Annotated in this window: 13 protein-coding genes; 7 read left to right on the top strand and 6 right to left on the bottom strand. The window is 63.7% G+C overall.

All coding sequences use genetic code 11. The features are described from left to right. Positions 1–2 precede the first annotated feature (2 nt). Positions 3–1004 carry an NADP-dependent oxidoreductase gene (locus ACFQ6Y_RS04860; protein ID WP_378629664.1) on the top strand — a complete coding sequence of 334 codons (1002 nt, stop codon included), beginning with the start codon at positions 3–5 and terminating at the stop codon, positions 1002–1004. Positions 1005–1070: 66 nt separating this feature from the next. Here the strand turns inward: ACFQ6Y_RS04860 and ACFQ6Y_RS04855 are convergent, their stop codons facing one another. Then, complete coding sequence (locus ACFQ6Y_RS04855; RefSeq protein ID WP_378629662.1) at positions 1071–2219, bottom strand: CaiB/BaiF CoA transferase family protein; 1149 nt, start codon at positions 2217–2219, stop codon at positions 1071–1073. Then, entirely contained in the window at positions 2216–3388 is a 1173-nt protein-coding gene (locus ACFQ6Y_RS04850) for an acyl-CoA dehydrogenase family protein (RefSeq protein WP_378629659.1), read from the bottom strand. Before ACFQ6Y_RS04850 ends, ACFQ6Y_RS04855 begins: the two co-directional genes overlap by 4 nt. A gap of 149 nt (positions 3389–3537) precedes the next feature. Between ACFQ6Y_RS04850 and ACFQ6Y_RS04845 the strand changes: the two genes are divergently transcribed. Next, positions 3538–4623, top strand: a complete 1086-nt coding sequence (locus ACFQ6Y_RS04845; protein WP_378629656.1) for a LacI family DNA-binding transcriptional regulator — start codon at positions 3538–3540, stop codon at positions 4621–4623. A 4-nt stretch (positions 4624–4627) separates the two neighbouring features. Here ACFQ6Y_RS04845 and ACFQ6Y_RS04840 read toward each other — a convergent pair whose 3' ends face one another. Genes ACFQ6Y_RS04840 through ACFQ6Y_RS04830 form a run of 3 tightly spaced genes read right to left on the bottom strand, consistent with a single transcriptional unit; the run spans position 4628 to position 6649 of the window. After that, entirely contained in the window at positions 4628–5179 is a 552-nt protein-coding gene (locus ACFQ6Y_RS04840) for an SRPBCC family protein (RefSeq protein ID WP_378542803.1), read from the bottom strand. A 43-nt stretch (positions 5180–5222) separates the two neighbouring features. Next, on the bottom strand, positions 5223–5888 hold the full coding sequence (locus ACFQ6Y_RS04835) for an alpha/beta fold hydrolase (protein ID WP_378629653.1): 666 nt from the start codon (positions 5886–5888) through the stop codon (positions 5223–5225). Then, complete coding sequence (locus ACFQ6Y_RS04830) at positions 5885–6649, bottom strand: MBL fold metallo-hydrolase (RefSeq protein WP_378629649.1); 765 nt, start codon at positions 6647–6649, stop codon at positions 5885–5887. Before ACFQ6Y_RS04830 ends, ACFQ6Y_RS04835 begins: the two co-directional genes overlap by 4 nt. A 19-nt stretch (positions 6650–6668) precedes the next feature. Between ACFQ6Y_RS04830 and ACFQ6Y_RS04825 the strand changes: the two genes are divergently transcribed. Next, a complete protein-coding gene (locus tag ACFQ6Y_RS04825) occupies positions 6669–7760 on the top strand; it encodes an alpha/beta hydrolase (protein ID WP_378629645.1) in 1092 nt (363 codons plus the stop codon). Here the strand turns inward: ACFQ6Y_RS04825 and ACFQ6Y_RS04820 are convergent. Then, on the bottom strand, positions 7746–8336 hold the full coding sequence (locus ACFQ6Y_RS04820; RefSeq protein ID WP_378629642.1) for a TetR/AcrR family transcriptional regulator: 591 nt from the start codon (positions 8334–8336) through the stop codon (positions 7746–7748). The two genes, ACFQ6Y_RS04825 and ACFQ6Y_RS04820, sit on opposite strands and share 15 nt — an antisense overlap. Before the next feature lie 130 nt (positions 8337–8466). On the opposite strand from ACFQ6Y_RS04820, the gene ACFQ6Y_RS04815 reads away from it, so the two are divergent. From ACFQ6Y_RS04815 to ACFQ6Y_RS04800, 4 genes are read left to right on the top strand one after another with little or no spacing between them, the layout of a single operon-like run. Then, positions 8467–9471 (top strand): patatin-like phospholipase family protein, encoded by a 1005-nt coding sequence (locus ACFQ6Y_RS04815; protein ID WP_378629639.1) that lies wholly within the window; start codon positions 8467–8469, stop codon positions 9469–9471. Positions 9472–9484: 13 nt separating this feature from the next. After that, complete coding sequence (locus tag ACFQ6Y_RS04810) at positions 9485–11017, top strand: flavin-containing monooxygenase (protein ID WP_378629637.1); 1533 nt, start codon at positions 9485–9487, stop codon at positions 11015–11017. Next, positions 11014–11892 carry an SDR family oxidoreductase gene (locus ACFQ6Y_RS04805; RefSeq protein ID WP_378629634.1) on the top strand — a complete coding sequence of 293 codons (879 nt, stop codon included), beginning with the start codon at positions 11014–11016 and terminating at the stop codon, positions 11890–11892. The genes ACFQ6Y_RS04810 and ACFQ6Y_RS04805 overlap by 4 nt, the downstream gene beginning before the upstream one ends. 19 nt (positions 11893–11911) lie before the next feature. After that, positions 11912–12430 (top strand): GNAT family N-acetyltransferase, encoded by a 519-nt coding sequence (locus ACFQ6Y_RS04800; protein WP_378629809.1) that lies wholly within the window; start codon positions 11912–11914, stop codon positions 12428–12430. The last annotated feature ends 53 nt before the right edge of the window (positions 12431–12483 follow it).

Raw genomic sequence — 12483 nt, 5'->3', positions numbered from 1 at the left:
AGATGACCAACCGCCAAGTACGCCTCGCCGCCCGCCCGACAGGACTTCCCGACGCTTCCACCTGGGAATACGTCGATGCCGAGATCCCGTCCGCCGGACCGGGCGAGTTTGTCGTCAAGGTCGAATACCTCTCCCTCGACCCCGCGATGCGCGGTTGGCTCAACGACGTCAAGTCCTACGTTCCGCCGGTCAAGCTCGGCTCCGTCATGCGCGCCCACGGCGTCGGACGCATCACCGAGTCGCAACACCCCGATTACCAGGTCGGTGACATCGTCGCCGGATCGTTCGGCGCTTCCGAATACGGTGTTTCCGACGGCACCGATGTCACGCGGGTCGACGAATCGATCGCTCCCCTACCGACCTGGCTCGGCGCTCTCGGATTCCCCGGCGTCACCGCATATTTCGGACTGCTCGACGTCGGAAAGCTGAAGGAAGGTGACACCGTCGTAGTATCCGGCGCGGCAGGCGCCGTCGGCAGCCTCGTCGGCCAGATCGCAAAGATCCACGGCTGCAAGGTCATCGGCATCGCCGGTGGTCCGGAGAAGTGCGCGTGGCTCACCGAAGACCTCGGCTTCGATGTTGCCATCGACTACAAGAACGAATCCGTCTACAAGGCACTCAAGTCCAATGCACCCGACGGTATCGACGTGTACTTCGACAACGTCGGCGGTGAGATTCTCGACGCAGCACTGTCCCGCCTGCGTCTCGGTGCTCGGGTGGTCATCTGCGGCGCCATCGCGGGCTACAACGCCACCGAACCTCAGCCCGGCCCCGCGCACTACCTGTCACTTCTCGTCAACCGGGCCACGATGGCCGGCTTCGTGGTCTTCGACTACCTCGATCGCTATGCAGAAGCGCAGGAGCAGATCGGAAAGTGGATCAAGAGTGGCGAATTGACGGCTCGCGAGCATGTCGTCGACGGGGGCATCGACGCATTCGGCGACAGCCTCAATCTTCTCTTTGCCGGTGCGAACACCGGAAAGCTGGTCCTGAAGGTCAGCTGAGTCAGACACACACGCAGACATACACGCAGATCGGCCACCGGTGTTCCGGTGGCCGATTCGCGTGCGTCAACCAATGCCCGACGGGGTGGGAACGCTGTCCTCACCCAACCGCGGCGGGGCCGACCGATAGGTTGCCGGAGTGCCGCTCAACCGAATCGGATTGGCTACCTGCCGAGTCGGTGCATCGCGACGCGGATCGTCGATGGTCACCACCGGATCGAGATCCAGCCGCTCCGCCAGTGCAATCGCGTCGGCGATGTCGTTGAGGGGCCCGCACGGGACTCCGCGCTCGGTCAGTGCCTCGAACCACGAGTCTGCTGTGCCCTTGACCAACGCAGCCGTGACGGCGTCGAACAACTCTTCTCGATGCGCGACCCGATCCCGATTCGAGATGAACCGTACATCCGCGGCAAGTTCGGGAACTCCGAGAACCTCTACCAAAGAACCGAATTGGCGATCGTTGCCGACAGCGAGAACCAGCGGGCGGTCGGCGGTGTCGAACACCTCGTAGGGCGCGATGCTCGGATGCCGATTGCCCATGGCCGCCGGCACCACACCCGCGGCCACGTAGCCGGACGACTGGTTGGCCAGCGCGGACAGCAACGAGGACAACAGGTTGACCTCGACGTGCTGCCCTTCGCCCGTTCGATCGCGGTGGCGCAGCGCTGCAAGGATTCCCACGCTGGCATGCAAGCCGGTGATGACGTCGACCACCGCGACACCGACCTTGGTGGGCGTCTTGGAGTCGGGACCCGTGATACTCATCAATCCTCCGACCGCCTGAATCAACAGGTCGTACCCCGGCAGAGAATTGTTGCCACCGAACCCGCTGATCGAGCAGTAGACCGCACGCGGATTCATTTCTCGGACAGCGTCGTAGCCCAGACCCAGACGGTCCATCGTTCCCGGCAGGAAGTTCTGCACCACTACGTCTGCGCTGCGGACCAGCTCGCGTGCACTCTCGAGATCCGCGTTCTCGCGCAGGTCCAGGGTGACCGACTTCTTGTTGCGGTTCACCGACAGGAAGTAACTCGACTCGTCCCCGACCCACGGCGGACCCCAGCTGCGAGTATCGTCGCCTACACCCGGCCGCTCGATCTTGACGACCTCCGCGCCGAGATCGGCAAGAATCATCGTGGCGTACGGACCGGCGAGGACGCGGCCGAAATCCGCGATCACCAAACCGTCGAGCGCTCCGATAGCGTCTACCGTCACCGGAACGCTTCTTCACCGGTGAGAGCACGACCGATCACCAGCTGGTGAACCTCGGAGGTGCCCTCGTAGGTGAGAACGGATTCGAGGTTGTTGGCGTGCCGAATCACGGGGTATTCGAGCGTGATGCCGTTGGCACCCAGGATGGTTCGGCACTCACGGGCGATCTTGATGGCTTCGCGGACGTTGTTGAGCTTGCCGGTGCTTACCTGCTCGGGACGGACCGTTCCGGCGTCCTTGAGACGTCCGAGGTGGATGGCGAGCAACTGCCCCTTGCCCAATTCGACTGCCATGTCGGCAATCTTGGCCTGGGTGATCTGGTACGCGGCGAGCGACTTGTCGAAGACCTTGCGATCACGCGCGTACGAGATCGCGGTCTCGAGGCAGTCACGTGCTGCACCCATCGCGCCGAAGATGATGCCGAAGCGTGCCTCGTTGAGGCAGCCGAGCGGGCCGGACAGTCCGCGAGCCTTGGGCAGCATCGCCGAGGCAGGCAGACGCACGTCTTCGAGCACCAGCTCCGAGGTGACCGATGCTCGCAGCGACATCTTGTTCTTGATCTCGGGGGCGGAGAAGCCCGGAGTGTCGGTGGGAACAACAAATCCGCGGACGCCGTCGTCGGTGCGCGCCCAGACCACGGCGACGTCCGCGATGGAGCCGTTGGTAATCCACATCTTGGTGCCGTTGAGGATCCAGTCGTCGCCGTCGCGCTTGGCGTTGGTTCGCATGCCGCCGGGGTTGGATCCGAAATCGGGTTCCGTGAGACCGAAGCAACCGATGGCTTCACCGGCCGCCATCCGCGGGAGCCACTCTTCCTTCTGCTCTTCACTTCCGTTGTGGTGGATCGCGAACATGGCGAGCGAACCCTGGACTGATACGAGGCTGCGAATACCCGAATCGACAGCTTCGAGTTCCTGGCAAGCCAACCCGTACGCCGTCGCGCTCATCCCGGCACAGCCGTAGCCCTCGAGGTGCATCCCCAGTACGCCGAGCGCGCCCAGCTCCTTGGCCAGCTCACGAGCCGGCAATGTTGCCGCCTCGAACCATTCGCCGATGTGCGGGCGAATGCGATCGTCGACCATCTTGCGGACCGTGTCGCGGATCGCGATCTCTTCGGCGTCCAGCAGGGTGTCGATGGCAAAAAGCTCGGACAGGGACTGCGGCGTGGTCACGGGGCCTCCAGTGTTCTCGGGCGCAATCCTTTGCGAGAACGATTGCGCAATCGTTTGCATCGCCTAGAGTAGGGCCCGGTTGCACACCCGTCAATCCCCGACCCTCACTCCGACCCACACCCGGACCCACAGCAGGAGCCCCGACGCAGATGACGCCCGATCCGTCGACCCGCAGCAACGGCCGTCCGCCGACGCTGCGCGAAATCGCCGACCAGGCCGGGGTCCACATCTCGACGGCGTCGCGGGTCCTCCGTCAGCCCGAGCCCGCCGACGGTTGGTCCGACTCCGCGCTCCGAGTTCGTCAGGTCGCCGAGGAGCTTGGTTACCAACCGAACCTGTGGGCGGCCAGCCTGCGCACCCGCAAGACCACCACCATCGGCGTCGTGATGCCGAGGCTGACGGACGTCGTGGTGGCCACCATGTTCCAGGGCATCGAGGAAGCTGCCACCGCGGCGGGTTACTCGGTCCTGCTCTCCAGCCCACCTGACGATCTGGACGCGCAGCGCAAAGCCGTCGAGTTCCTGGTCAGCCGGCAGGTCGACGGGCTCATGCTGAGCAGCATCCACCTGCCGGGTACCGATTTTGTCGACTCACTCCCCCTGCGCTCACTACCGATCTTGCTGCTGAACCGGCACATCGACCCGGCGACGTCGTCCGCGAACCGAAGCCTTCCATTCGGCAGCCTGCCATTTGTCAGCGGCGACGACCGCCTCGGCGGCTACCTTGCGGGAAGGCATTTACTGGATTGCGGCTATCGCGATCTCGGTGTGATCGCCGGACCGGATCACGCCAGCACGTCACGTGAACGCGTCGCAGGTTTCCGCGACGCCCTGGCCGAAGCGGGCTTGGAACTGCCGCCGCACCGAATCGTGGCGTCCGAGTTCGAAGTTCAAGGCGGAGTCGATGCCGCGGCAATACTGCTCGGTGGGGATTCACGGCCCGACGCCGTCTTCACGGTGAGCGACACCATTGCCATCGGTGTCCTCGGCGTAGCCCGCGATCTCGGGTTGAGCATTCCGGACGATCTTGCACTGGTCGGCTACAACGACATCCCGGTTGTCTCCCAACTCCCGGTGCCACTGACGACGGTGAGGTCCCCCGCCCGCAAGATCGGCGCGACCGGGCTCGAACACCTGCTCGCATTGATCGCCGGCAGGAACGTCGAATCCGTGAAACTTCCCGTCGAACTGATCGTGCGAGCCTCCACCAGAAAGCCCGCCGCCCGAGAACTCTGAGCAGCTACCAGACCTGAGATTCGTCGATACCCAACCGTCGCGCGTAGCCGGAGTTGAGCGCGTCCCAGCCGTACTCGCGTGCCCGTTCACCCACGATCGGACCGAAGGGCTCACCCGCGAGAAGGGCATCGAGTACGTCGAAGCACAAATGCCACCCCGCAGCGAGCGCCGACGCCATCCCCTCAGCCCGCGACCTCTGCGTCAGCACGACGCGGGTACCGCCTTCGACCGGGGTCAGGTCCCACACCAATTCGTCCGGGCCCCACTCGTGTTCGAGACGCCGGGTGGTCTCCACGACGTGAACACTGACCGGCAACGACATTTCGGGGGCGCCGTCCTCGGTGAGCATGGTGATCACGGCGTCGCCCGTGCGGCTCAGATTCCGATCGGCGGTGTACGGCGTCCATTGCGCCAACATCTCCGGGTCGGTGATCGCCTCCCACACCTTCTCGACCGGATACGGCAGCACCCGGGGAAAGCTGACGACTGTGTCGTCGCCGTCGACGCTCACCGTGACGTCGGACAGGGCACTGGGCTGATACTGCTGGGCACTCATGCTTCGATCTCACCAGGAACTACCGACACGGGCAACCGGCGCGTCAACGTCCGAGCGTGAACAGTTCTGTTGCTGCTGCGACTGCCTGTTCGACCACCGGGAACTTCACCACGGACAAGTCGTGTCGAGCCCCCTCGAACTCCACCAATCGCGTCGGTGCGGGAATCAGCGCAAGTGCAGCCCGAATCTCCTCCGTGGTCGCGAACTCGTCCTTCGATCCGTGGACGACAACCGTCGGCGTGTTCAACGCGGGTAGGTGTTCCGTTCTGAGCTTCTCGGGCTTCTTCGGTGGATGCAGTGGGTAGGACAGCAGAACGAGTCCGTCGACGAGTCCTGGGTTCTCCGACGCCAGCATCGACGCTTGCCGCCCGCCGTACGAATGTCCGCCGAGCAGAACAGGTCCGGGCACCGAGTAGTCCGCGTGAACAGCGGCAATCACCTCGGCAATGCCCGCGCGATCCTCCGCAGCGCGCGACGGATGTGGCGGGCCTGAAGTTCGACGCACCCGAAACGCGAGATCGAATCGGAGAACTTGCACTCCCGCCACGGCGAAGCCGTCGGCAACAGCACGCAACAGCACAGTGTCGCAGTTACTTCCGGCGCCGTGAGTCAGTGCAAGCGTGGCGACGGGCGACGCGAAGGACACAGAATCAGGCCGATGCAGGAAACCGTGCACTGCATCTTCGTCGACCGTTTCGACAGTAGTCATGGACGCATCCTTGTCCGGCCGGCTCGGGCCTGTTCGACTGCGACAGCCAGGCTGCCTTCGTAGACCGGACCGTGTCCGGGAAACAGCACGCCGGCGGGCGCAGCGGCGATATTGTCCAACGCCTGGTCTGTCGCTTCACGGTCATGATTGAAGGGGCACACCAGAAATTGTGGTCCGGCGACGCTCGACGTCGCGTGTCCGGTCACCAGAGCGTCACCCGACGCGACGACGCCTGCGTCGGGGACAAGATATGCGCTGTGACCGTCGGTGTGCCCATGAGTGGGAATCGGCACGATACGGCCAGGAACGTCCAGCGCTCCATCGGACGCAAAGGCCTGTGCGTGAGGCAGTTCCGCTCCTTTCAACGCGCCCACTCCGATCACGTCGCGAAGCCACTTCGGAGCACCTCGCCGCCACAACAACAACGGAGCTTTCGCCGGCGACAACTGCTGCAGATACTCCCGCTTCGCGTGGGGCACCTCCAACGGATCCATCAGGACCGGAACCTCGAGCCGAGTCACGATGTCCGCGATTCCGCCGATGTGATCGACGTGCGCGTGAGTGACGAGGATTGCCCGAACATCCCCGAGCTGGTGACCGATCTGCTCGATCGAGCGTTCGACGTCGGTCCCGTTGGCCGGGTATCCGCCGTCGATCAGCGTCAGATCGGACCCCTCTTCGACCAGCACCCAATTGGCGTGACCGCACCGAACCAGGTGTGTGTTCTCGATCTGCGTGATCGACAGTGCCGCAGTAGTCATGCTTGGTAGTGTGCGCCACGTGTCGGAATCCGTGAAGCAGGCCAGCAGCCGCAGCATTCGAGATCGCGCCGAAGCATCCTTGGTGGCAGCCGCATTCGCGCTGCCCAGCGCGGTGAAACGCCGAATCACCGGTCCACCCGTCGTCATCGAGGGCAACACACTCGACGCCGACGCACACCTGCTGCTCACGCTCGCGAAGACGCGGCCACTACCGTCGCATACAACCGATTCCCAGTCACTCGCCGCTGCCCGCGCCAATCTCACCCGAACGGCGATCATGATGGGCGGTCGGCCCGCACCGGTCCACACCGAAGAGATTTCCGTGTCGGGCGCCGACGGCCCACTTCGAGCTCGGCTCTATGTTCCGAGCGCCGACACCGGCGCTCTGCTCGTCTACTTCCACGGCGGCGGCTGGGTGCAGGGCGGTATCGAATCCCACGATGCTCCATGCCGCCTGTTGGCCGAGACTTCCGGCGCACGGGTCGTCTCGGTCGACTACCGGCTCGCACCCGAATTCGCTTTCCCCACACCGGTGCACGACGCCTACGCTGCCTACCTCGACATCGTCGACCGCGCCGAAGAGTTCGGCGCAGACCCGACCCGGATCGCTGTCGGCGGCGACAGCGCGGGCGGGCACCTGTCGGCAACGGTGGCGCTGCGTGCCCGCGACGACGGCAAGACCCCTCCGGCAGCACAACTGTTGATCTATCCCGCGACCGACTTTCACGAGAAGGCGCCATCGAGAACGACGTTCGGTGAAGGCTTCTTCCTGACCGAGGCCAACATGAACTTCTACGAGTCCAGCTTCCTCGGCAGCGATGCCGATCGACTCGACCCGATGGTGTCGCCGCTACGCGCCCCCGATGTGGCCGGACTGCCACCAGCCATCGTGATCACGGCGGGATTCGATCCACTCCGGGACGAAGGCGAAGCCTACGCAGCTCGGTTGCGCGACAACGGTGTTCACGTGACGGATCGACGCTATCCCGGATTCATCCACGGCTTCGTCAACGTTCTGGGACCGAGCGCCGGTTCACGCGCCGCTGTCGCCGAGATCGGCGGAATGCTGCGAGTACTCCTTGCCCGCCCGACAGTTTCACCCACCCAGTAATATTTCGCGCACCGTATCCACCAACGGATCGACGGGAAGCTCTGGGCTGATCGCACGCTGAAGACCCAAACCGATTCCGACGCTGAGCATTCGAAGGGCCGCCGCATTCGGGTCCATTGTCGGTGTCACATCGTTGGATTCGGCGAGGTGCTGCACCATTCCGGCGATCAGTCCGCGCACCTGGTCGGCGCCCGCCGCGATTTTCGCTCGAATGTCCTCGCTGTGCCGTGACCGGACCGAGAACTCGACCTCGAGCAGAGTCCACCTCTGGTCCCCGATCGTCCGCTCGGCCCATCGCGCGAACTCGGCCACCGCGTCGTCGAGCGTCGACTTCGCTCCGAGCTGGGCGGTGATCTCACCGACCTTGGTCAACCTGATTCGGCCGAGCACTTCGGCGCACAACTCGTCTTTGTTCTTGAAGTTCGAGTACACCGCGCCCTTGGAGTAGCCGGCATCCTCGGCGATCTGATCGAGTGACGCGGCGGCGTACCCACGATCGAGAAAGTGCTCGACGGCCGTCGCCAACAAGGTTTCGCGGGTCAACGCCTGCGCTTCCTGCCTGGTCAATCGCGCCATCGGAACCTCCTAGTGGTTCTGAGTATCGAGATTCCAACGGTAGCCGAATACCGGAAGCGACCCGCGGGCGCACTCCGGAAAACCACATTTGGGGTACCCACGTTATTCAGATACTGATAGTCTCCGAAATATGACTTCAGAAGTGACCGGAACCACCGCGACCGGCTCCGGACGAAACAGCGCGCCGAAACGCGGCTTGGCAATCGGATGCGGCGGCACTCTCGGCTTCGCCTGGACCGTTGCCGCGCTCGCCTCGGTTCGGGAGGCACTCGACTGGGATCCCCGCGAAGCCACCGCCATCATCGGCACGTCCGCCGGAGCCGAGTTCGTGACGATGCTCGGCAGCGGAGTCGGAGTCGACGAGCTGGTCGCCATGCAACTCGGTGATCCCGCGGCCCGCCCCGAACTCCTCGCCCACATCGCGTCGGCACCCGGAAAAATCCCACCACTACCGAGCTTGGGGATCGGCAATCCACGACTGGTGGCGCGTCGAGATCTTCCGGTTCTGAGCCGGATGAGCGGCATAGCACCGCTTGGTGGCGGTGACCCGTCCTGGCTCACCGCGCTCGCCGCATCACTTGCCCCTGGCGATTCGTGGCTCCCACATCCGAACGCGTACATGGTATCCATGGACTACAGAACGGGGCGGCGGGTCGCATTCGGGGCACAGGGGGCTCCGGAAGCGACCGTCGGTGAAGCACTTCGAGCGTCCTGGGCGATTCCCGGCTGGTTCCCACCTGTCACCATCGACGGAGTCAGGTACATCGACGGCGGCGCGGCATCCACGGCTTCAGTAGACCTCCTGCTCCCCCTCGAGCTGGACGAGCTGGTTGTACTGGCGCCCATGGCATCTCGAACGCTCAAGCCGGCGCGCGGTGCTGCCCGCATCGAACGCGGCGCCCTGCGCAACGCCATGTCCAAGGGCCTCGACCGCGAGATCGAACTGGTTCGCGCTGCAGGCACCAAGGTTCTGCGTATCGATGCCACCGATGACGATCTCGCCGTCATGGGCGCCAACTTCATGGACGGCCGACGGCGGCTCGCCACCTTCGAATCATCCCTGCGCACAACACGTGCGAGCGTCAAGCGTGAACTCGATGCGCACCCGTTCCACACTACCCATTCCCACCAGTGAAAGCGCAGACTCAGTGAACAACGAACCTGACCACTTCGAGGTCGTGATCATCGGCGGCGGGATCTCCGGAATCGGCGCAGCCATTCATCTGCAGCGCCTCGGGATCGAAAATTTCGTCCTGCTCGAAAAGGCCGATTCGCTCGGTGGAACCTGGCGCGCCAACACCTATCCCGGTTGCGCCTGCGATGTTCCGTCCGGCTTGTACTCGTATTCCTTTGCCGCCAATCCGGAGTGGACGCGTTTGTTCGCGGAGCAGCCGGAGATCCGCGAGTACATCGACGATACGGCCCTCCGCCACGGCATCGACAAGCATGTTCGCTTCGGGGTCGAAATGCTCTCCTCACAGTGGGATGCGTCGCAATCCCTTTGGAAGATAACAACTTCCAGTGGCGAACTCACTGCTCGTTTCGTGATCGCGGCCACGGGTCCGTGGAACGAACCCTTGACACCGGCAATCGCCGGACTGGAAGCGTTCGAGGGCGAGGTGTTTCATTCCTCGCAGTGGAATCACGACTACGACTTGGCCGGAAAACGCGTCGCTGTCGTGGGTACCGGCGCTTCGGCAGTTCAGTTCGTTCCGCGCATCGTCTCCGAGGTCTCCACACTTCACCTCTACCAGCGAACCGCTCAATGGGTTCTCCCCAAACCCGACCACTACGTGCCACGGATCGAAAGGTCCGTCATGCGTTTCGTACCGGGAGCACACAAGGCCCTGCGCAGCATCGAATACGGAATCATGGAAGCGCTCGGATTGGGATTCCGCAATCCGTGGATCCTGCGAATCGTGCAGAAACTCGGTTCGGCCCAGTTGCGCCTGCAGGTCCGTGATCCGAAGCTGCGCAAGGCACTGACACCCGACTACACCCTCGGTTGCAAGCGACTGCTCATGTCGAATTCGTACTATCCGGCACTCGGCAAACCCAACGTCAGCGTCCACGCCAATGCAGTCGAAGAAATCCGGGGCAACACCGTGATCGGCGCCGACGGAGCGGAATCGGAGGTGGACGCCATCATCTTCGGAACGGGCTTTCACATCCTCGACATGCCCATCGCCTCCAAGGTTTTCGACGGAGAAGGTCGATCACTCGACGACCATTGGCAGGGAAGCCCGCAGGCGTACTTCGGTTCCGCCGTCAGCGGATTTCCCAACGCGTTCATTCTGCTGGGGCCGAGCCTCGGCACCGGGCACACGTCGGCATTCATGATCTTGGAAGCCCAACTGAACTATGTAGCGCAGGCGATCGGCCACGCTCGTCGGCACGGCTGGCAAACCATCGACGTACGGCCGGAAGTACAGGCAGCCTTCAACTCTCAGGTTCAGGAAGCGCTGGGAACCACGGTCTACAACGCCGGGGGTTGCGAAAGCTATTTCTTCGACGTCAACGGCCGCAACAGTTTCAACTGGCCGTGGTCGTCCGGCGCCATGCGTCGACGCCTACGAGACTTCGATCCGTACGCCTACAACCACACGCTGTCCGACAACCCTTCGTCGGATATCACGCCCTCTGAGCCCACCACCACCCTCGAACCGGAGTACACCGCATGAGCCTCTTCGGCACCACCTACCCGCCGATCGATCTCGACGGAGCAGTCGTTGTCATCTCCGGCGGCGGCCGCGGAATCGGCCGGGCCACAGCGGAGTTGTTCGCAACTCGCGGCGCACTCGTCTGCGTCGGCGATCTCGATGAGGAGACAGCCGTAGACACAGCCGCGTCCATCGGCGCACGGGCCCGCGGCTACGCACTTGACGTCACCTCGCGCGAATCCTGGGATGTGTTCATCTCCACAGTGATCGGCGAATTCGGTCACATCGACATTCTGGTCAACAATGCTGGGGTGATGCCGCTCGGCGGCTTCCTCGACGAGTCCGACGCCACCAGTCGAGTCACCCTCGACGTCAACGTCTGGGGGCCGATTCACGGGATGCGCGTAGTGCTGCCCGGCATGGTGGAACGACGACGCGGCCACGTCGTCAACATCGCGTCCATGGCAGGCAAGCTCCCCGTGCCCGGAATGGCCGTGTACAACGCAAGCAAGTTCGGCGCGGTGGGTCTTTCGGCTTCTGCCCGTGTTGAATTCGCAGATTCCGGAGTCAGCGTCAGCGCCATCCTGCCCAGCGCCGTGCGCACCGGACTCTCCTCCGGTGTGCCACTCGGAAAGGGCATGCCGACCGTTGAACCCGAGGTCGTGGCCAAAGCCGTCGTCGACACCGTCACGCATCGACGAGCCGAAACTACGGTTCCGCGTTACCTTGCAGGCTGGGACCTCATCGACGCCGTGGTACCCGAATGGATGATCAATATCGGGCGCCGGGTGATCGACGATCGCCGCGCACTGACATCGGTAGATCCGAACGGGCGTGCGGACTACGAAAAGCGAGTGGCACGTCAGGCCGAAAACGAGGAGCACGATCGGAGATGAAGCGGGTAGTTTCGTGGCCATGTACATCCGCCGCGAAACTTCTTCCGACCGTGACGCCGTCTATTCACTGCTCGGGGCGGCGTTTGCCGACCAGGCGCCGCCCGGCGAGACTCCCATCGAGATCGAACTGACACGTCAACTCTTCGCATCGGACGACTACTTGCCGAAGTTGTCACTGGTCGCCGTGACAGACGGCGAGATCGTCGGTTTCGTGATCGGGACACGCGGATGGGTCGGAAAAGTCGAGGCGGTTGGCCTCGGGCCGTTGGCAGTCACGCCAGGCAACCAGCGCAGCGGCGTCGGTTCGGCCCTGATGCACGCCGTAATCGGTGCGGCCGACGCCCAGGACGTGCCGCTGCTCGCGCTTCTCGGAAGCACCGAGTACTACCCCCGGTTCGGATTCGTCACCAGCACCGACGTCGGAGTCGAGTCTCCGGAAGCCGAGTGGGGCGCTCACTTTCAGATCAGGACCCTCACCGCGCACCGTGCTGATCAGACGGGGAAGTTTTCATACGCCGCGCCTTTCGGGATCGCTTGACCCTCAGCACGATGTAAGAGTTCTTTGACATCAGGCATACGTAGACCTACGCT

The sequence above is a fragment of the Rhodococcus sp. NPDC056516 genome, assembly GCF_042794655.1.
Lineage (GTDB): Bacteria > Actinomycetota > Actinomycetes > Mycobacteriales > Mycobacteriaceae > Rhodococcus_F.
The sequence above is the reverse complement of the archived record's forward strand: the minus strand, read 5'-3'. Positions and strand labels throughout refer to the sequence as shown.

What these genes read in the sequence shown, in the direction of transcription:
- ACFQ6Y_RS04860 (WP_378629664.1), top strand. Translation starts at nt 3, where the DNA reads ATGACCAACCGCCAAGTACGCCTCGCCGCCCGCCCGACAGGACTTCCC.
- ACFQ6Y_RS04845 (WP_378629656.1), top strand. Translation starts at nt 3,538, where the DNA reads ATGACGCCCGATCCGTCGACCCGCAGCAACGGCCGTCCGCCGACGCTG.
- ACFQ6Y_RS04840 (WP_378542803.1), bottom strand. Translation starts at nt 5,179, where the DNA reads ATGAGTGCCCAGCAGTATCAGCCCAGTGCCCTGTCCGACGTCACGGTG.
- ACFQ6Y_RS04835 (WP_378629653.1), bottom strand. Translation starts at nt 5,888, where the DNA reads ATGACTACTGTCGAAACGGTCGACGAAGATGCAGTGCACGGTTTCCTG.
- ACFQ6Y_RS04830 (WP_378629649.1), bottom strand. Translation starts at nt 6,649, where the DNA reads ATGACTACTGCGGCACTGTCGATCACGCAGATCGAGAACACACACCTG.
- ACFQ6Y_RS04820 (WP_378629642.1), bottom strand. Translation starts at nt 8,336, where the DNA reads ATGGCGCGATTGACCAGGCAGGAAGCGCAGGCGTTGACCCGCGAAACC.
- ACFQ6Y_RS04815 (WP_378629639.1), top strand. Translation starts at nt 8,467, where the DNA reads ATGACTTCAGAAGTGACCGGAACCACCGCGACCGGCTCCGGACGAAAC.
- ACFQ6Y_RS04805 (WP_378629634.1), top strand. Translation starts at nt 11,014, where the DNA reads ATGAGCCTCTTCGGCACCACCTACCCGCCGATCGATCTCGACGGAGCA.
- ACFQ6Y_RS04800 (WP_378629809.1), top strand. Translation starts at nt 11,912, where the DNA reads ATGTACATCCGCCGCGAAACTTCTTCCGACCGTGACGCCGTCTATTCA.